The organism is Paenibacillus sp. J2R1T-4, assembly GCF_059692235.1.
Genome location: NZ_JCAUBA010000037.1, coordinates 1 through 18955, shown reverse-complemented (window position 1 = coordinate 18955; position 18955 = coordinate 1). Strand labels below are relative to the sequence as shown.

16 protein-coding genes, 1 rRNA gene and 1 pseudogene are annotated in these 18955 nt (G+C 44.1%); 5 read left to right on the top strand and 13 right to left on the bottom strand.

What is annotated here, in order from left to right; genetic code table 11:
- Positions 1 to 67 precede the first annotated feature (67 nt).
- The 6 genes from AC58QD_RS32165 to AC58QD_RS32140 form a co-directional block, all read right to left on the bottom strand.
- Entirely contained in the window at positions 68 to 874 is an 807-nt protein-coding gene (locus AC58QD_RS32165; protein ID WP_497339142.1) for a putative protein N(5)-glutamine methyltransferase, read from the bottom strand.
- A 370-nt stretch (positions 875 to 1244) separates the two neighbouring features.
- Complete coding sequence (locus tag AC58QD_RS32160) at positions 1245 to 1463, bottom strand: helix-turn-helix domain-containing protein (protein ID WP_497339141.1); 219 nt, start codon at positions 1461 to 1463, stop codon at positions 1245 to 1247.
- Positions 1464 to 1473: 10 nt separating this feature from the next.
- Complete coding sequence (locus AC58QD_RS32155) at positions 1474 to 1956, bottom strand: DUF2975 domain-containing protein (protein WP_497339140.1); 483 nt, start codon at positions 1954 to 1956, stop codon at positions 1474 to 1476.
- Positions 1957 to 2167: 211 nt separating this feature from the next.
- Complete coding sequence (locus AC58QD_RS32150) at positions 2168 to 3409, bottom strand: YobA family protein (protein WP_497339139.1); 1242 nt, start codon at positions 3407 to 3409, stop codon at positions 2168 to 2170.
- 105 nt (positions 3410 to 3514) lie between these two features.
- Complete coding sequence (locus AC58QD_RS32145; RefSeq protein WP_497339151.1) at positions 3515 to 5500, bottom strand: transglycosylase domain-containing protein; 1986 nt, start codon at positions 5498 to 5500, stop codon at positions 3515 to 3517.
- A gap of 4 nt (positions 5501 to 5504) precedes the next feature.
- Positions 5505 to 5645, bottom strand: coding sequence for a hypothetical protein (locus AC58QD_RS32140; protein WP_497339138.1), 141 nt, complete (start codon positions 5643 to 5645; stop codon positions 5505 to 5507).
- A 197-nt stretch (positions 5646 to 5842) separates the two neighbouring features.
- On the opposite strand from AC58QD_RS32140, the gene AC58QD_RS32135 reads away from it, so the two are divergent.
- Both AC58QD_RS32135 and AC58QD_RS32130 read left to right on the top strand, forming a co-directional pair.
- Positions 5843 to 6430 carry a hypothetical protein gene (locus AC58QD_RS32135; RefSeq protein ID WP_497339137.1) on the top strand — a complete coding sequence of 196 codons (588 nt, stop codon included), beginning with the start codon at positions 5843 to 5845 and terminating at the stop codon, positions 6428 to 6430.
- A 431-nt stretch (positions 6431 to 6861) separates the two neighbouring features.
- On the top strand, positions 6862 to 8181 hold the full coding sequence (locus tag AC58QD_RS32130; protein WP_497339136.1) for a glycosyltransferase: 1320 nt from the start codon (positions 6862 to 6864) through the stop codon (positions 8179 to 8181).
- Positions 8182 to 8542: 361 nt separating this feature from the next.
- Here AC58QD_RS32130 and AC58QD_RS32125 read toward each other — a convergent pair whose 3' ends face one another.
- From AC58QD_RS32125 to AC58QD_RS32100, 6 genes and pseudogenes are all read right to left on the bottom strand, one after another.
- Positions 8543 to 8986, bottom strand: coding sequence for a cell wall hydrolase (locus AC58QD_RS32125; RefSeq protein WP_497339135.1), 444 nt, complete (start codon positions 8984 to 8986; stop codon positions 8543 to 8545).
- Positions 8987 to 9187: 201 nt separating this feature from the next.
- A complete protein-coding gene (locus AC58QD_RS32120) occupies positions 9188 to 10951 on the bottom strand; it encodes a Rieske (2Fe-2S) protein (RefSeq protein ID WP_497339134.1) in 1764 nt (587 codons plus the stop codon).
- Positions 10952 to 11189: 238 nt separating this feature from the next.
- Positions 11190 to 12656, bottom strand: a complete 1467-nt coding sequence (locus AC58QD_RS32115; RefSeq protein WP_497339133.1) for a serine hydrolase domain-containing protein — start codon at positions 12654 to 12656, stop codon at positions 11190 to 11192.
- A gap of 162 nt (positions 12657 to 12818) precedes the next feature.
- Positions 12819 to 13433, bottom strand: coding sequence for a 3-keto-disaccharide hydrolase (locus tag AC58QD_RS32110; RefSeq protein WP_497339132.1), 615 nt, complete (start codon positions 13431 to 13433; stop codon positions 12819 to 12821).
- Positions 13434 to 13598: 165 nt separating this feature from the next.
- Positions 13599 to 14045 (bottom strand): annotated as a pseudogene (locus AC58QD_RS32105) (DUF6376 family protein).
- Positions 14046 to 14157: 112 nt separating this feature from the next.
- Positions 14158 to 14949, bottom strand: coding sequence for a phosphotransferase family protein (locus tag AC58QD_RS32100; RefSeq protein ID WP_497339131.1), 792 nt, complete (start codon positions 14947 to 14949; stop codon positions 14158 to 14160).
- Between the two features lie 238 nt (positions 14950 to 15187).
- Between AC58QD_RS32100 and AC58QD_RS32095 the strand changes: the two genes are divergently transcribed.
- The 3 genes from AC58QD_RS32095 to AC58QD_RS32085 all read left to right on the top strand — a co-directional run bounded on the left by AC58QD_RS32095 (position 15188) and on the right by AC58QD_RS32085 (position 17655).
- The gene (locus AC58QD_RS32095) at positions 15188 to 15619 is read left to right on the top strand and encodes an SRPBCC family protein (protein ID WP_497339130.1); all 432 of its coding nucleotides are present in this window, start codon (positions 15188 to 15190) and stop codon (positions 15617 to 15619) included.
- Between the two features lie 429 nt (positions 15620 to 16048).
- Complete coding sequence (locus tag AC58QD_RS32090; protein WP_497339129.1) at positions 16049 to 17164, top strand: hypothetical protein; 1116 nt, start codon at positions 16049 to 16051, stop codon at positions 17162 to 17164.
- Positions 17165 to 17265: 101 nt separating this feature from the next.
- Positions 17266 to 17655, top strand: a complete 390-nt coding sequence (locus AC58QD_RS32085) for a DUF1259 domain-containing protein (RefSeq protein ID WP_497339128.1) — start codon at positions 17266 to 17268, stop codon at positions 17653 to 17655.
- Positions 17656 to 18878: 1223 nt separating this feature from the next.
- Here the strand turns inward: AC58QD_RS32085 and rrf are convergent.
- Positions 18879 to 18955 (bottom strand): 5S ribosomal RNA (rrf, locus tag AC58QD_RS32080); the annotation flags it as partial.

Below are 18955 nucleotides of genomic sequence, written 5' to 3'. Positions count from 1 at the left end.
GACGCGTCGTCTTGTTGGACAGCGTCACCTTCGGGATGCTCGCACCGTTGCTTAGCGAGTTATCTCTTTAGCTTGCATGGTCTGTTCGTGTTCCGATGATAACCGTAGCATCCTGTTCTTCCGATCGAACCGTTTTAGAGAGTAGTCCGTATTGAGCAAAAAGTTCTTCGGTCAACGGTGCCTGTCGTGCACTAGTTTCAACTAGAAGGCAGCCCTGCTTAGCAAGCCAGGAAGGTGCTTCAGCTACAATTCTCCGTAGAACATCAAGTCCGTCAGTACCGCCGTCAAGTGCTAATTGTGCCTCATGGATACGAGCTTCCTGCGGAAGAAGTGAAATTGCCTCGGTAGGTACATAGGGGGCATTGGCTATGATGATATTGACGCGGCTTTGAAGCTGGACGGGAAGCGGTTCGTACAGATCTCCCTCATACACGAAACCATCAGAGGAACGGATATTGCGACGGGCACATTTCACCGCTGCAGGGTCAATATCTACAGCATGTAATTCAATATGCTCCAACTCTTCGATTAGCACAGCACCCAAAGCGCCGGTGCCGCAACACATGTCAACTACTATGTCTCCTGACTGAGCGAAGGCGACCGCCTGTCGGGCAAGGAACTCGGTACGATGGCGCGGCACAAAGACACCGGTATCCACCTCAATCCGCAGACCGCAGAACTCCACCCATCCAATAAGGTGTTCGAGGGGAAAACCAGCGACTCTCCGATCCACCAGTAAAGCGAGTTCGTCAAGAGTTCGTGTAGATGAAATGAGCAGACGAGCCTCATCTTCTGCAAAAACACATCCGGCATTACTAAGCTTGCCGACGATTCTCGAATAGATGGTACTTTCATAAAGGCAATAATTATTCAATAAATCATCCTACTTTTCATGGTAATTACTTTTAGTTTACATGCCTTTCCTCTTTCTATGTTTGTAGAAAAAATTTATAACCAAACTATCCTACCCCTTCGCGAAGCGAGGCCGCCGATCAAATTTTCGGCAGCCTTTTCTCTCAAACAATCACCCTTCGATGTCGCTGAATAGGTTTACCTTATCCCTGAAATGGGAAAAAGTCTTGACACTCGACAAAGATGTGGACGACACAAAAATTTATCCCATTCACAAAACGAACAGCCGCCAAGTTACCACTGGCAGCTGTTCGTTTTGTATTGAGCTAACTCGGTCGCAAGCAAAAATTCTTTTCGTTTAATGCAATGTTGTTAGCCCTTATTTCATTTATTCATTGAGTGTCTTCGTCAATTTTGTATTCTAAAATATCTCCAGGTTGGCATTCTAATGCTTTGCAAATTGCTTCTAAGGTTGAAAGCCTAATTGCTTTTGCTTTTCCATTTTTCAATATAGAAAGGTTAGCCATTGTGATTCCAACCCTCTCCGAAAGTTCTGTTACGCTCATTTTCCTTTTAGCCAACATCACATCAATATTGATTATAATTGCCATGTTATTCACCTCAGACTATTAAGTCATTTTCTGATTTTATATCAATAGCCTCTTTTAAAAGCCTTTGGAGAACAGCAGCAAAAACGGCAATCACAATGGAAGCAAAAATCATGACCAGTCCAATTACTATGATACCTGGGGCATCGTCTTTGTCCGCTATGAGAAAAAAGAGTGGCATGCCTACTGCATACAAACTACTGATTGTGATTGCACAGTATTTGATATTTTTTAAAGCTCGTACAGATAATTCCGAAAAAGCTTTGTTATTATCAATATAGCTTAAAAGTTTAAACGCTTGATACAGAGCAAAGTAAAAAGGTATTGCTGTTGCAAACAGATCAATTAAAACGAGATATTTCATATAAGCAATATCAGGATACAATTCTGCTGCAAAATTCCCTATTTCAGGCACCAAAAATATGCACAAAGCAAGTACTGGAATTCCAATTAGGATAACAGCTATCTTTAAAAAGAGTGTTGTTCCTTGTTTCATAAAAAGCACCTCACATAGTTATTGTTAATTTGAATTTAACACATAATTTATTGTTTTACAATATATTTTGATTGATAATTAATGCATTATGATTGTTTTATCCATAAAAACAAAAGAGCCGCGCTGCGCGCGGGTTCTTTAGCCTATATTTTCTTGTCCTCTTACACATAAGCAATGATTAGTGAATGATTATCCTGTCCTCGGCTTTCTGTTAAATATCAAGTCGTGATGCCAGGATCCACTTATCATTTACATATTCAATTCTTAGGGTCAATTGTATATCCGGATTGTTAAAAAGTGTTCTCTCTAACTCAATTTCTGCAACATTATCTTTCTGGCTTATTACCTTTGTGGTATCAGTTAAGAATGCAAATGCCCATCCGTGTCCTCCATTCTGTGTGTCATTATAAAGCTTCCCTTCATAATCCTTATAAAGTGGACGACGGTCTTTTTCTGGAGTCAGGTAACGAGAAAAGAATACCATTTGAGCAACATCATTTGTAAAAACTTCTTCCACCGCTTTTTTCAAATCCTCAATGGAAGTGATCTTTTCGTCGATTACCAGAGCGTACCCAGTTTCACCTGGAATCGTTTTCGTCTTATCGACTTTGAACGCTCCAGTTCCATTAAACATTCCATAGAAATTTACTGCCTTCGGTATAAGCAGTTTGAGAATATCTTTTGCTTCATTGTCAGTGAGATTCACAGAATAGCTTTCTTTATCAGGAATTTGTAGTATGTGTTCCTGATCTTGGTAAGAATTCAACATTCCTTCCTTAAATCGAACTACCCAATTATCTGTACTTTCATCATACTTAACTTCCTTGAGGACAAATATTTTAATATCAGCGTATTTCTGATTACTGATTGCTTGTTGAACAACTTGCTCTTCTGACATTGAGGCGTTATTAGGGTAATCATTTGGCTTGAAGGATATTTTATCAGCCATCGCTTGCCCAGGATAAGAATCAAGGACTCCCCCTTGGAACCAAACTTGTACCTGCTGACCAACTTTAACTTCTTTAGGAACGTTCGAAATCCACACTGCTTTATAAAATTCTTTAACACCTCCTGTTGCACTAAAATCTTGTTGTTTCGAACTTACAACGAGAATTCGTTGATTTTCTACCTTAGTTATGTATCCTTCAAGACTTGGAATTCCAATGTCATGATCTTTTCTATATTGAACGACGAGAGGTTGGTTAATAGTGATTGCGCTTGACTCGTGATGATATTCCACTGTTGCACCCATGCTTTCTGCTAAAAATCTGACAGGCACATAGGCATGACCGTTATAATTCAAAGTAGTATACTCGGTGCTCAGCTCTTTATTGTGACCGTTGAAAAAATATTTCACAGGAAAAAGATACGCCTGTATCGTTTCTGATGCATATACAGCCGAGCTTGCTGCTAACGCGATTCCGCACAATAAACCGAGTATAAACTTTTTCAAACTTATCACTCTCCTTTTGGATTATATAGCAATTAACGCCAAATAATTGATAATGTTGCGTTGGAATTCAAATTATGATCAATCCGATGCTGATGATCACCGGTTTTACTTCTTGGCCGATTTATCCATATTATCGTCGGCTTCAGGCTTCACTGTCGCTTTCGGTTCCGTTGTTACGGTTGTGGAATTGCCATTGTCCGGCACCGGAGTCGGGGAAGCCGTCGACGTCGGCTTTACCGTCGGCGTAGAAGTCGCAGGTGACGGCGTCGGGATCGGCTGCTTCGTCGCTGCCGGCGTCGGTGTGGTGGTCTGGGCTGCCGTCGGTTCCGGCTTCGTCGTCTCGGGCTTCGGCGATTGCACAGCCTGAGCCGGAGCGTTCGCGGCTGTGGCAGGCGTTGGAGTCGCCGGCGGCTGACTCGATGCGCCAGCAAGCTCAGGCGCAATGACCTTGACCGTCGTATTTGCAGGAGTGGACGCCGGCGGGGCCGTTGCGGCCGAGCTCTCGGTTGGAACCGACACCGCCGCAACACCGACGGATTTATCCGGCGATCTCCCGCCTTGGACAAGTGTCAACTCAGCGTTGGCGTTGATCAGCTTCGGCTCGCCCATGGCAAATGTATAGCCACTAGGAGGCGAGAGGACCGAAGCCGGACTATCCTTAAGTGCCCTACTCATGACCTCTTTGAAAATGGCCGCTGGCATTTTTCCGCCGGTGGTCGTCAAATAATGCGTTCTGTTCGTTACCGGGTATCCGACCCATACGGCAGCTACCAGTTCGTTCGTATAGCCCACAAACCACGCATCCTTTGATCCGTCTATCTGGCTACCCGCCTTATCTTTAAATTCAGGGATATCGGGCAGCTGCGTCGTTCCGGTTTTTCCGGCTACATTCCTGTCGAGCATGGCAGTCCGTCCGGTTCCCTCCGTGACGACCCTCTGCATCATCGCCGTCATTGTATAAGCCGTATTAGGGTCGAGCATCTCCTTGACCACTGGTTTCGCTTCCTCAATGACCTTGTTGTTCTTATCCAGAATTTTTGTGATGGCATAAGCCTGGGACAGCTTCCCGCCGTTTGCGAACATTGTGTAAGCCTGCGCCATCACAAGTGGTGACGTCCCTTTTGTCATGCCCCCTAAGGCAAGACCAAATACTCTGTCCGAATTCTGCAAGGGAAGGCCTGCCTGTTTTGCAAATTCCACCGCCTTGCCGATCCCGACTTCTTTCAAAAGAGCAACCGCAGGAACGTTGTAGGAATGCATGAGCGACTCTTCGACGGTCACCCAGCCGTGAAACTTCTCCCCGTAATTGTTCGGCTTGTACTTCCCGAAGTCGGTTTCCGCGTCGTTGACCAGGTCGTAAGGCTGGAAACCCGCCTTAAGCGCTGGAGCGAACACCACGATTGGCTTAATCGCCGAGCCCGGCTGCCTTTCCGCCATGGTGGCCCAATTAAAAGCGCGAAATTCACGCTCCTGATTCCTGGAGCCGACGATTCCGAGGACGGCGCCTGTTTTCGGATCCATCAGCACAACGGCACTCTGAAGGCCACCTTTGTCGTCCGGAAAATGCTTCGGGTCCCGGTACACCTCCTCCGCCGCTTCCTGCACCATAGGATCAAGATTGGTATGAATCTGCAAGCCCGAAGACAGCACTTCCTGTTCCGTCAGGCCGTATTTACCGATCGCTTCATTGATCACGTGGTCGACATAGGATGGATATTTATTCGCAGCGGCCAAAACAGATTTTTCCGCGAGTCTGATTTCTTCAGCCTGCGCCTTGTCCCGCTCCTCGGCCGTTATCCGCCCCTGCTCCGCCATCAAGGACAGTACCAAATTCCGCCGCTCCTTCGCCCGTTCCGGGTTGACTGCCGGGGAGTAGTCATTCGGCGCCTTCGGAAGTCCGGCGAGCAGAGCAGATTCGGCAAGGGTCAAATCCTTCGCCTCTTTCCCGAAATAGACCTGGGCAGCCCGTTGAATGCCCCATGCCCCTTTTCCGAAATATATATGGTTAAGATACATTTCCAGGATCTGTTCCTTGGTATAATTTTGCTCAATCTTCAGAGCGGCCACCGCTTCGTTCAACTTTCTTTCCAGCGTTTTATCCGGCTTGAACAGAAGAGTTTTGGCAAGCTGCTGGGTAATCGTGCTTCAGTGTCCCAAATCCGAGTACCCGCCAGATGATTCTTCTTTTTTTCTTAGCCTGCTTCTGTACGGGCTTTCCGTTTGTGTTCGCTTCCATATGTATCCCCCGCTTGCTTCTTAGTTTGTTACACTATTTACCACGAAGCGGGCTCTCTCAAACAAAAAAACTTCTCCGCAAGCGGAGAAGGCTAAGACAGGGACGGGTCCAATCACTTTTTTGAGCTATGAATAAGATGGAGAGTGTCTTACTTAGTCTACCCGTCTATTTTACGTGTTAAGGAGGTTATGTGGAAGGTGCTAAAAAAAGGCTTACGCTTGCGCAAGATGGCCACACCCGAAGGCCCTCCGGCGACAGTCTCCTCGCTCCGGATTACAACCGGCAGAGCGCTTCGATTGTTTCAAAAGACCGCCTCGGATCCTACTTTTGCACAGGCATTGGGAAGAGCAAACGCTGCTGGTCAGGAGCAGGTAAGACGACTCGTCCAGCCGCTCTATCAGGCAAGAATCGATGTTCTTGGATTAGATGGTTTTAATATTCGTTTCCGAAATCCACAGCCTACCAATTCATTCGGTGTATTTCCTGCCACGATTCAGACCCGCAGAGCAAACGCTGGAGATTTAACTATCATTGCCCGGGTTGTCATTCCTCTCTACCGTGCTATCGTACAGGACAGAGCTTACGCTGCGCGTATCGTAAGAGCGATAAATGCTCTCGATAATAGGTCTCTCACCGCGATTGTTCGAGAGAAGATCAGCTCTGCCCGTCTTGTAAGCGTTCAAGCTGAACGTGTTCAACCTTCGCCCGATTTCGACTCAGACACCGGCTTTACTTTGACAATCCGAACAACCGGTACAGCTCGTTTCCTTGTATCTTTAGTATAAAAGCTCATTGAGAAGGACTCTTGCGGAGTCCAATCTTTGTAGAATTATTATAAGATCCCCACCGGCATTTGCCGGTGGGGATTGTTTTATCGGTAATCTACGCTTGTTTTGGGCAAACGGCCCGCGTGCTTTTGCCATTACTAAGCATATAGTATAGGGCGCATTCCTACATTGTAAAGACCATTCTGTGCCGGGAGGTTCTGCTGTTGCCGCAAAAAAAAAGAAAAAAGCTATCCGTGTCAAAAAGTAAAATCAAAAAAGAACGGCCCAACAATAAGATTAGAACAGGTAGAAATCGTTCTAAAAAAACGATATCGAGAGGGAGTAAAAAGAAAAACTTAAGAATACTTAAACCACGGTTTCTTAAAAGGAGACTGCGTAAGCTCAACCGAAAAGGGCGCCCTCTCAAGCGGGGTAAGGCTCTTGTTCGAGTGCTTGATTCGCGGCCTCTAATCCATGTTCCCGAACTACAGCTGCCTGAAGTCACCCATTATGTCCCCCAGATGGTTTATCAAGGGACACCGGACAGGAAGTTGAATATTTTATATTTCGTCCACCAATTTTTTCCTGATGCCTACACAGGAACCGAGAAATTCGTTCTAACCATGGCCAAGGCGATGCTTCGCAATGGACATCGCGTTAAAGTTGCTACCTACAGCGGAAGAGATCTTGACACTTATCCTTTTGCTCATGGTGAAATTTTATATCAAGAATATGACTATGAAGGGGTTCCTGTTCTCGCCTATCAGCATAGAAATATGGATCCAGCCAAATCATTTGATATTGGCAATCCGGATCTTGCTGCATTCGCGGAAAAAGTCATTGCCCAGGAACAACCTGACGTGATTCATATCGGACATCCGATGAGGGCCATGGAGTTCATGCAGGCGAGCTTACAGCTCGGTGTGCCCTACATCATCACCCTGACAGACTTCTGGTTTATTTGTCCAAAAGGAATCATGCTTCATTCTAGCCGAAATCTATGTGCAGGACCTGAACAAGGTGCAGCCTGCCTTCTGCATTGCCAGATTTCAGGTGTACAGAAACGGCTTGACACCCACATCCCCCTGTTGCAATCGGCTCGTAAAATACTGTCCCCTTCTGTGTTTCTGGCCTCGATGATCAAATATTCGCTTCCGGATCTGCAGGTGGAGGTGTTAAATCACGGAATAAATCACAATCCGAGCCTTAGAAATAATAAAGTATACCAGCACGGCGACAAGCTCACGCTGTTCTACGGAGGATCATTAAACGATCACAAAGGCGTTCATCTCATTCTGGAAGCTATGTCCCATATTCGTTCGAACCGGCTGAGGCTAAAAATCTACGGCACCGGGTCAGCGGCTTATACGGAAAAGCTGCAGCAAATGGCGGCTAAAGATCACCGTGTGGAGCTGTGCGGTCAATATTCGGAAGATGAAATTCCACAAATTTATCAAAATGTCGATATAGCCATTATTCCATCGGTGTGGTACGAAAACTATCCATTAGTACTTCATGAAGCACTGTCATTTAACGTTCCAGCTCTAGTGTCGGATGCGGGGGGAATGGCGGAAAAAGTACATGACGGAGTTAATGGCTATAGATTCCGTCTAGGTGATGCCGGGCAACTCGCCGCGCGAATCCGGACACTTTTGGCTGATCCTGCATTATTAAACACATTCAAATCCAATATGAACAATGAACTTATTCCTACGACCGAACAGGAGGCCAATTTATATGAAAGCATCTATTATTCCCATGTAACTTAAGCCTTTCCATATTTCCATGTGGCTTCGGTAAAGCAAAGTGGCTTTCAAACTCTTAAAAACAGCCTGTATATCCTCAACAAGTATGCAAAATGCAGGCTGTTTAATGAAATACTGTTTTTGTCTTCCGACAATTTAACCCATTCTCGCACGCGAATAAAAAACACCGTCAGGTTGACGGTGTTTCAGCTGGATACATACTGATCGACGGAAACCGTAACGGTTAAGCCAAATAAGAGAGCGAAGCGTCATTTTCCCCATCGCATAAATCATTCAGCTGCGACTTTGACAAAAAAGCCCAAAACTCTACTCATGTCGGAAATTTGTCAGACTAAGAGATCCTGAGCTCTTTTCGTTCATACAATTAAAACGTATTATACACATTTTCACATTCTTTCGCGGTCGGCTCATAAAAACAGTGAAGCTTCCATCGTCCTACGTGCGGTTGATTATACCAGGTCGGCGGACATGGCAGAGGCGCTTCTGCCGTTCCTGGACGAAAATACCAGAGGGAGAATTTGCCCGGCCAATGCCGCTCCCCATTCACTGCCCTTCGCGCCAGACGGCGTTCTCTCTCTCTTGCGTTTTGATAGTACATACCATGTTGCAGTGCTTCGAACGCATGCGGCTGGTTGATCATTTGGGGAATGGTTCGGAGTCCTTTAAAATCGGAGCAATTCGCTCTTATACGGTTGATGCCAACATTCCCAACAAGGAGCATACCCATTTCGCCTTCGCCCACAGCTTCGGCTCGAAGCAACCTTGCCAACATATCAATATCCTTGTCTCTGGCTTTTACGACTGCCATCGGCTCACCTCTTTAGATTGTATTTCTAGACACATCATATTGTAGGTGAAGCGGATGTGTTACTCTGGTATTTTGTTGTAACTTTCACTTTTGAAGATTCTCCCCTTTATTTAGATAGAGAATTTTCACTAAACCACTTTCTTAGCTGATTACTTTGAGCTTGAACCAATAGATTGATCTCTTCACATCCGTGACATACTGCTATTCTTCTTCAAACAACCTTTCGCCTTTATGCAGTCTCCAGGCAATTTTGGCCGTATGCGGGAGCTCGCGTGCAGTTGGCGCATGTGCAGCCAAATACCGGGTGCAGGCGAGCAGCATCGTTTCTTTGGCTTTCTCCGCAAAAGAGCCTCCCACCGCTTGCCAACGGTCGTATTCGGCCACTGCGGCCTCATACATTTGGAAAGAATGGAATTCCGCATCCTCCCGTAACAGCGCATGGCCTAGCGTGTTAAGCAGCGCTCCCGGATCACCACCGCCATGTATGTAGTCCATCACCCATTGCGCGGCCGGTCCGACCTGCTGGCGCAGATCGAGCAAATCGAGCAGCTCCTGATGGTTAGGCGTCGCGGAGGAGCCGGACGGCTTCGGGCGTGCGGCTGTCGGCACGTTTAAGAAACGGTCAAGATATACGCTGACGGCTCCGTGAAAAATCGCCCGTTGCAGCAACGGCTCATCCGATTGCAGCAGCCTCTCATGCACGGCGTGAGCATAAGTGAACGTATGGAGCACTGCAATCCAATCGCCGAAATCGTTCTGCGTATGGAAACGAACGATCCGTTCCGCGGCGGCCAAAGCAACGAGCTGTGCCAATTGCGCCGGAGCCGTTCCCGCGATTAGCAGGTCGCGCAGCAAAGCGATCGTCTGATCCGGCGTATCGCTCAACAGCTGCTGCAGCAATTGCTCTACCATATCAGCAGATAGCCGCGCATCCGTTGACCCACCGGCGAGCTTCGCCTTCGCCGCATTTTGCTCCAGCTCGTTGACCGCTTGTTTGATCGGCTCTACGAGGTTCAGCGGCGCCTGCCACTGGTGCAGCTCCTCGCTCCGTGTCGGACGAGCCATCATTGGCACGAGCGAAGTTAATATCCGCTCCTTTTGCGACACCTCCGCCCACTCCAGCGCCTCGAAAGCTTTACTGTGGAAATCGAACACATGCCCACCGTCCAAGTAAAAGTGATCTGTTGCGGCGACAAGCATCATTTCCGACAGCCGCTTCGTGTCAATGCCTTTCAAAATGGCGGTAATCAGCACTTTCTCAGCGCCCTGCGTATCCCGCACCTCTATGCAGCTGCGGTACCACTCGGTCAACCGTTCGAACTGCACGTCCGCCGACGGCAGCGCCGACAGCAAATGGCGGGTTCCTCTACCCGAGCTGGCTCGAGCTACGTGCACAAGGCCTTGGTACAAGGCGAGTATTTTGCCGTTTTTGTCCAGCTTGTCGACGCTTTGCGCCATCGCGGTAAGAATCGTAAGTCCGGCGTTCCAGCCCGTTCCATATGTCGAGCCGAATTCGATGCCAGTGCGGGCAATGTCCTGCTCCGACACTCCCGCTTCGATCAGTCCGACGAGCGCTTTCGCTATGACGATGCCAATATTTTGCTCGAGTCCTTCTTTCAGTCTATGCTTATATTTCTCCGCGCCATCTGCTCTTCTGGAAACCGGATTTACCCACACTTCGCCGCCGTCGACTCGCACTTCATACGACGGAACATCGTCCGCCCACGGATCAAGCGTACCGCCGCTGCAGACGTCAAACCGAGCGTGATGCCAATGGCACGTCAAAATCCCGTCGCACAAGCTCCCCATATGGAGAGGGAAGCCTAAGTGCGGGCAGCGGTTGTCCACTGCGTATACTTGGTCTTCATGATAAAAAACAGCGATACCGCCTCGTATAACCTTTGAGCCCACTTGTTTAAGCGCTTCTAAATTGCCTGCTGAAATCCAGTTTGAACTGACACTCATCGATACAGCCTCCTTTATTTTTCAAGCTGCACTCTAAACTAAGAAGGAGCTGCCCTTACGAAGCAAACTCCTCCAGTATTTGTATACGATAATTCATTCCCTTTAAGTATGATTGCTGTCTTTATCTTTATTAATTTCCTTAAGTAACGTTTCAATATTTTGCAGACTGCGTGTACTCCTTTGCGAGTTAACCACAAGAATGATGATTGAAACTATTTATTCCGGAACACCCTGTCCTCTATTCATCCGCCAAATAGCCACCTGCAAACCCCATATACTCATCTAATAACCATTCGGCTACTTTAGTCATATAGATTGATATCTCATTGCCTTTGAATGAAAATGACATTTTTAGAGTACCAAGATAGTTATCAGTTATATACACAAGCATATCAAGTTTATGCTCTTCAACCCATGCTGCTGAGGAAAGGCAATCATAGCATCGGCCTGGTATTGTTCCAATTTGTTCTCCAAAATAATTTTTTTGAGGAAAAGACCCGTCCACTTTCTTCCCTATACCAAATCTAAGCTGGTGTTCACCTGAGGCATTTTCGTACTCCCATATACCCTCGTCTCCATCAAAGATAAACCGCATTCTTGATATTCCCATTGGATTTTCATTTAACTGATACCATTTACGATTGATTTTCGGTTCAAATGAAGAAGTCATATTTCCTCGTTGAGGCAGGATCTGTAGACTTTTGACTTTTTGGTTTAGAATGGTATTCGTCTCAGCATCGTAAGGCAAAGCGATATCTTTTAATTGGCTAAATATTTCTTCGCGAAAAGCATCCACAATGCCTGTTCCTGTAGCGCCAGAGCCTTGTGTATCCGATATACATGCAAATATAAAGTCTTGATCGGGATAGCAATAGGCAAGCTGGGACCCCATCCCTCTGAAGGAAAATCCGTTATCCTTCTCCATCCAGATTTGATATCCGTATCCGTGATTTCCTGATAATGAGTTGTCAATTTGCTTCGATGTAGCTGCATTAATATATTGTTCCGATATTAGCTGCCTATCGTTCCATTGGCCTTTATTCATGCATACGTAAGCCAATTTCGCCATATCCCTTAATTTACATATAACTCCAGAACCTCCCCATGAAGTACCTTCCGGTGTTTTTATGCACCAGGCATTCTTTGAAAATCCGACAGGATCAAGCAATGGCTCACGCATATACTCAATAAAAGGAACTCCGCTTATTCGTTCCACGATCGTGTTGAGAATAACAGTAGCGGCTGTATCATAGGAAAAAATTGTTCCTGGGGGATGTGAAGGCCTTTTATCAAAAAATGTAGCAGCCCAGTCACGATCATCACGTGTATAAGAATTGGTTGTATGAGGAGTTGCCATCATTAAAAGATCTCTTATGGTTGATTGGGCTAAATAGGGATGTATGTCGTGAGGTGCTTTATCCTTGAAAAATTTAACAACATGATCCTCCAGATTGATCTTTCCTTCATCTATCATCAATCCTATAGCTAAAGAGACGAAGCTCTTGCTGACTGAATACATGCGATGCATACTGTCCTCTGAATACGGTGCCCAGTAGCCTTCAGCAGCTATTTGTCCTTTTCGTAACAATAAGAACCCATGCATACATGTTTGTTCCCTGTCAATTCTCTCAATAAATTTGATGATTGCTGAAGATGGTATCCCCAAACTCTCAGGTGAAATTGCCGGTAAAAACAACTCATTCATGGTTAACTACGCTCCTTTAAATTTCAGTATTTATTACTTTCTAATAAATAGTATAACAAAAACCATTCTAAATAATGGAAAATTAATATAATAGGGTCATGGAAACAGAAGACGACCGCTCACCGGAACAAAATCCGGCAGGCGGTCGGCATCCAACCAACGCTATAATGTAACAAGTTTAATATTGCGGAATTCCGCGTAGCCTCCATGGTCCTGAAGGCCGATATGGCCTAAGCGAGGCATGTCCCGCCACGCATATTTAAATTTATTGTCGGTCCCGTCCGGATTTTTCCCGGCAACCGACCATTCGTCAATATCGGCTTGAACGACAACAGTGCCGTTCAAGGTGAGCTCGATATGACTTCCCTCGCATTTTATCGTGATTTGATTCCATTCGCCCGCCTGACGAACGGCGTTTGACGCGGGAGCTACAAGATCATACAAGGCCCCAGAGCTGTTTTTCAACATTTTTTCGTGATCGTATGTATCCCAAATTTGCATCTCAAGTCCTGTATTCACCGGGTCCTGCAGATCGGACCATCTGAAAAACACTCCGCTGTTCGCCTTCGGAGCCGTCCTGTACTCCAGATGTAAAATATAATTCTCAAATTGCTCGAAAGTGTATAAATATCCGGTGCTCTCGCCCTTGCATACTATATGAGCGTCCTTTACGAGCCATCCCTCCGGATGTTCGGTTGCCGACCAGCCATTCAGTGTTACGCCGTCAAACAATAGCTGGTATCCTTGCGTTCGTTCTTCCTCAGTCAAAATATTCATCGGTTACCTCCTCGTTTTCCCATCTAATAAAAGTTTACTACAAATGGATGAGCTTCAGAAAGTAAATAGTCATAAAAAGAAGCCGTAATCCGTTTCGATTCAAGTTTAACTATATAGGAAGGATCTTCTTCTTTGAATTGTGTAAACAATGTAAGTTAGCGAATCTTACTGACCTATATTTTTGACTTGATCCAAGATGCCGGATATTTTTGTGAGCGTTTCGATCATTTGCGAATTCGCAATGGATTTCCAGTCGATAGCCCCATTATTGATTTTCTCCAGGTAGCCGTTAATCTCTTTCATCAGTGTCTCATTTTAGCTTACCAACTGTTGGTGAATTTCCTCGGCAAATGCAGGGGCTTGAATGCCATCAAAAGCAACAACTTTTTCTTTCATCTTCTCAAACTCTTGCTTCAACTTTGTTCTTGCCTGCGAATCGGTTACCGCTTGTTCAGCAAGAGCCGGGATTTCATTTGCGAAAAGGTTGACATCATTAATATAAGTTGTTGCTTGATCGACATAATTCAATGAATTGTTCACGCCATCGAATAAAGAGCATCCCGGCAGCAGCAAGCAGACCGCAAGCACTACGAGCAGAAATCGCAATCGCATCATCTTGCCCCTCCCTATTGTTTTATTATTAATACTCTTAGATGGATTGAATGGTTTCAAATAACACGAAACAGGCAGCTGACAAGGGCTGCCTGTAATAGTTGAATCCCTATTAGAAAAATTCGCAAAGTCCATCTGCAAAGTATTTGTATTCCCGTTCACTTATTATCTTTTTTCCATAGCCTTCAAAAAAAGTATCAATCTCTGAATAAGTTTCAATAGCATTTGGCTTTGGGCGAATTGCTAAAGAAACATCATATCTTGGGTCACCAAACGCCCCACCGCTCCAATCAATAATGCTAGTTATTTCCCCATCACGAACAAGTACATTATCAATTGTGAAATCACCATGGATTAATGTGTTTTTTATTACCGGAGGTTTGTTGTTCTTTAATAATTCTAATAGTTCTGCTGTTCCATCTACTGAGTAATGTTTAAGGTTAAACTCCGCACGCTGCAACATTTCGTCCAACCAAACTGAATCCCCGATTAATTCAATGGGGCATGGAGTTGAATGAATTTGTGCTAAGATTGCACCAAAATTGAATATCATTTCATGCTTCTTATCAGCATTTTTCTCTTTACTTAATGCATGTCTTAAAGTTTCCCCTTCAAAAAATTGCAACAATGCCCACGACTGGTTCCCATCTTTGTCTTCCACAAACTGATAAACAGTGGGAATAGGTAAAATTGTGTTACGTAGACACTTCAGGACACGTACTTCTTGAGATAACCAAGAACAATACTGTTCGCCTTTTGTTCTTTTTATAATAAAGCAACCTTGTGAGCTTTCAATTTTTCCTACATCAGATGTATGCCCTTGCCTTGGATATTTGATGTTTTTAACGACACCTAAATTATCAATTATTTCTAGGGGGACTTCATTTATATTGATTGGATGCAATGGGAGACACCCCTTTTTCTAAACATTTTTAGCATGTTAACAAATGTAACCACGTACTGGGATTCGATGGTAATTTTTTCTGCAATGGTCGGCAAACGTCTATCCCCTTTATCATTAAATGTAAATTCGGAAATCCGCTTACTTCAATTAAAACAGCAATCCATAAGAAATCATATTAGATTTTAATGGTATAATAAATCATAGATTTTAAATTTAATAAAGTGAGGCGGTAATTAATATGGTAACAGGTAATAAAACAATAACGATAGAAACCACAGTTCATACACCAGTTGAAAAAGTGTGGGGATATTGGACAGAGCCACAACATATAACAAAATGGAATAATGCTTCTGATGACTGGCATGTGCCAAATGCCGAGAATGATTTAAGGGTTGGCGGGACATTTCTTACAAGAATGGAAGCTAAAGATGGAAGTTTTGGATTTGATTTTCATGGAGTTTACGATGAAGTGAGAATAAATGAATTTATTTCTTACACTCTTGGAGATGGAAGAAAAGTCACGGTCACTTTTATTAGTCAAGAAAACGATACTAAGGTAATTGAAGCTTTTGAAGCAGAAACAACCAATTCCATTGAGATGCAAAAGGCAGGCTGGCAGGCGATTCTAGACAATTTTAAGAAATATAGTGAAATTTCTAAAGAAGTTTAGGATAAAATGAATCGGACATGCAGGTTTAATCTTAATTATTAAAAACATTATTAACCTTCCAAAGTGAGGCTAGGGGAAATGATCCCCTAGCCTCACTTTGTCAACAGTTCCGATTCCGCGGTTGGATCGACTTGGAATACATTTCCATTCACGACAGCTTTAAGTCAAGGATGCACCTATTTCCGCCAGTGCCGCAGTCCGGCCCCCAATCGATGATCCAATCGCATTTTCGAATCACATCCAGGTTGAATCCATTCAAGAACCCCATCCCAGCGCACAAGAAGCAAAGGAATAAAACCTATCTATTGCATGTAAATATAGATTGACTATATTAAAATTACGTTATATATATTACATATAATATTTCATCGTCATAGTTGTTACACATCGGCAAGTCATTAGCTGAGATAGGAAGAAAGGGTGGAACTTATGAAAAAACGAGTAGCGGTCATTATTACGGAATACTGGGAAATCTCCCATGCTGATGTTATCATTACCAAAATGATGGAAGGTTTCGTTATGGACGGGCGTAAGTATACATCTACGGTCGAGATCGTTGCGATGTACGTAGATCAATTTCCTCATAACGACATTAGCCGTGAACTCACATCCAAGCACTGTATCCCTCTTTACAATTCAATCCGTAAAACGCTGCTAAACGGGAAGGACACTTTTGACATGGACGGTATCATCATTATCGGCGAACATGGCGATTATCCTCTGAATGAATACAACCAACAACTATATCCAAGACGAAAGTTTTTCGAAGAATGCCTGAATGTCATGCTTGAGTTTGATCGGATCGTTCCCGTTTTTTCCGACAAAGGATTTGCGATCGTTCAAGAAGATATCGAGTGGATGTACAAGAAAATCAAAGAATATCAGATTCCATTTATGTCCAGTTCATCCGTTCCTTTCGTGAAACGATTACCGTTTCATGAGCCATTCGCTAACGGTGCCCCTTTGTGTAAAATGTTTGGCTTCGCATACGGTTCTCTAGAGAGATATACTTACCATACGTTGGAAATGATGCAATCCATTGCCGAAAATCGAGCCTGTGGGGAATCCGGCATTCGTTCCGTCCAGGCTTTACAGGGTCAAGAAGCAGTTGAGCATATTTTTACTGAGAAATGGGCCACAATTTATCGCAAGTTAGCTGGTTACTTGAATGTGTCCGATATCGAGAAATTTCCTCGTACCTTACAAGAACCGGTTTTGTTCCAATTCGATTACGTGGACGGTCTTCAATCCGGAATCTTATTTGTCGATTCGTTGGTTAAGAATCCCGAAATACAAACCTTTGCCTCGGCTTACCAAGTTAAGCCAGATGAAGAAGCCATTTGTCTCGAATTTCCATTACAAAATCAGAAGCCTTATGTGCATGCCGGCCGATTTGTTCTAGAGGTAGAGAAGTTCATCCATACTAAGAGAACCTCTTTTCCAGTTGAACGTTCATTATTGACTACTGGTGCCTTGGATGCCTGTATGCGATCCCTTCATTACGGTCAGACCATCACGACCCCCCATTTGGAAGTTGTGTATTAATGACTTTTATTTACCTTATTCATCGTTGTATTAGGTGATAATCCGTTTCAACCCTGTCCATGTGGTCATACCATACATAGAAAACAGGGGAGGATAGAAGCATGGCAAATAACGGATCACTTTGTGAGCAATTCTCAAGGATTATTGGTGGCCAACCCGGCTTCGCTGGAGGAAAATGTGTGTCGACAATAAATCGAGATCAAATAAGAGCAACCATTTTGGGGAAAAGATTTAGTGTAACGTCTTCTTTTTCGTTTGAATCTTTAAATAATAGAACTGGCAGAGCGCTATGTTTAGGGAGAGGAGCATTCTTACAAAAAGAAGTCAATACATTCATTTCGGCCATTCGAAATCATGGAATTAAAGTTTCATCTGTTCGCAACGAATGGCTGTTCGAGCAACCACGGTTGATTTATATCAATATTGAATCGGTTGATAGACCACTTGTATTCGCAAGAAAAGTCAGGCGAGCGTTAGAAGTCATTCATTAAAGGAATGAGAGGTCAAGCGTGATGAAAGGGATTAATCTATCTTGGGGACGGAGGTGCTGTGACATGACAAGCTCCTCCTCTATCGTTTTCCGATACTGTAATGACCTTCAACAACAACTATACTCCACTTGTTAACATAGATGAGTACCAACTAAGAATAGAATGATCAGTCCGATCAGAAATAAGATGATATACATATTAAGGTTCAATATGAACATTTGTAGCATACCATTTTCCGTTCTTCAATTTGAGTCTCATTACAACAGGTTCTACGAACCCAAAGTTTCCAGGATTGTACTGATGTATGACCCAGACTTTTGCAATCCCGAAAAAGTGCAAAGGAATAGGTACTCCAATTGTATGGGATTCAGATTTGTAAGAATACTTAGCGGAAGTCGAATGGTTTTGAATTGGATTAAGACGTTTATATACTTTAGAACTCATAATTTCAATAATTTACATTATTTTGCATCCCCGTTCGAAGAATGGTCCGAACGTCATGAGCAATCCAAATCGAAAAGATAATATAGAGCGTACAGAATGTCAAGATACTTATAAGAACCACTCGTTTTCGCTTCAGTATAGATTCACCTCCAAAGGGATATGGAACTAGCTTTTTCATGTATTCACCCTTTTCTTATAATCCAAATGATCCCTCACTCAATGATATCCGTAATTCCCATAAAATGCATAGTCTAAAAGAACCTTCTATTTTTGATACGTCAAGCAAATGGATTGAATCCACTATAGTTGTTTCAAACAACATCTTTAACTATAAAAAAACCGCCAGCAAATCTATGTAACTATTGAATTCATGTCATTTGGCTCGCTGCCTCCAAACTAAAAAGCCTCGGCGCAATATGCCGAAGCTTTCCGATTGTGACGCCTATTTGTTGCACGTCGGGACTGTTTGATTAATCTTGTACGGCTCTAAATAAATGCCCGTTACTTCACGTATGCCCATTTCTTTTTTATTGGAACGCCGCAATGCCAGTTTATAATAACGGATTTCAACCTTATCGAGTATTAACGCATCGATATATGTTCGCATGTTTTTATAACCTGTTAGTATTTTAATATATCGGTACAAACCGTATTATCCGCAGTAGCAGTGAACATCATACTATGCTGTTGAAAAAAGTTGATTTATTAATTGAATGTCATCTAACGGAGATAAGCAAAAGACCCGACATGATGTGCGGGTCTTTTGCTTATCTGCTCCTGCTTGGCAACGTCCTACTCTCCCAGGACCCTGCGGTCCAAGTACCATCGGCGCTGGAGGGCTTAACGGTCGTGTTCG